Below are 555 nucleotides of genomic sequence, written 5' to 3' on the forward strand. Positions count from 1 at the left end.
CTCAAGTGCGTAATAAGCAGAAAGGTTTAGAAACGGAAGCGATATGAAACGCCTTCTTTTTGTTAGTTTAAAAGGTGGTTGTGGCTCAACGACCGTCGCTGCGAACTTGGCACAAGCATTAGTTAAGATAAACAAACAGGTACTGGCCATTGAGGTGGTGCCTAACAGTTTACTGCAAACTCATCTTGGCTTGCCCCAGGAAGAGAAAGATGGCTGGGCGAAACAACTTCTTTCAGATAAACCTTGGACCCAGGCTGGTTATGAAAGCCCACAAGGTGCACTTTTTTTACCGTTTGGCCATCTGAATTCTGAGCAGTTAAAAGCGTTCTTTAACGAGCGTTCTCACTACCTATCAATGCTAGGTGAAATGACGTTGCAAGTGAGCGAAAACCGTGGTGAGCAGTGGCTGCTTTTTCACGCCGACTTAGCAGAGCTTACTGATCCTGAAGTGCGATCTTTTGTCGACTCAATGGACATGATTGTGGTGGTGGTAACGGCAGATGCCCTGAGTTATCTCACTCTTCAATCTTGGCTACAACATGAAGAGCTATCGAG

At 45.8% G+C, this 555-nt stretch carries 1 protein-coding gene; it reads left to right on the forward strand.

All coding sequences use genetic code 11. From position 1 onward, the window contains the following. Positions 1–43: 43 nt before the first annotated feature. A partial coding sequence (locus tag R7Q46_RS29370; RefSeq protein ID WP_318078610.1) for a cellulose synthase operon protein YhjQ/BcsQ occupies positions 44–555 on the forward strand: 512 nt, incomplete at its 3' end.

Source organism: Vibrio sp. 811 (assembly GCF_033339195.1).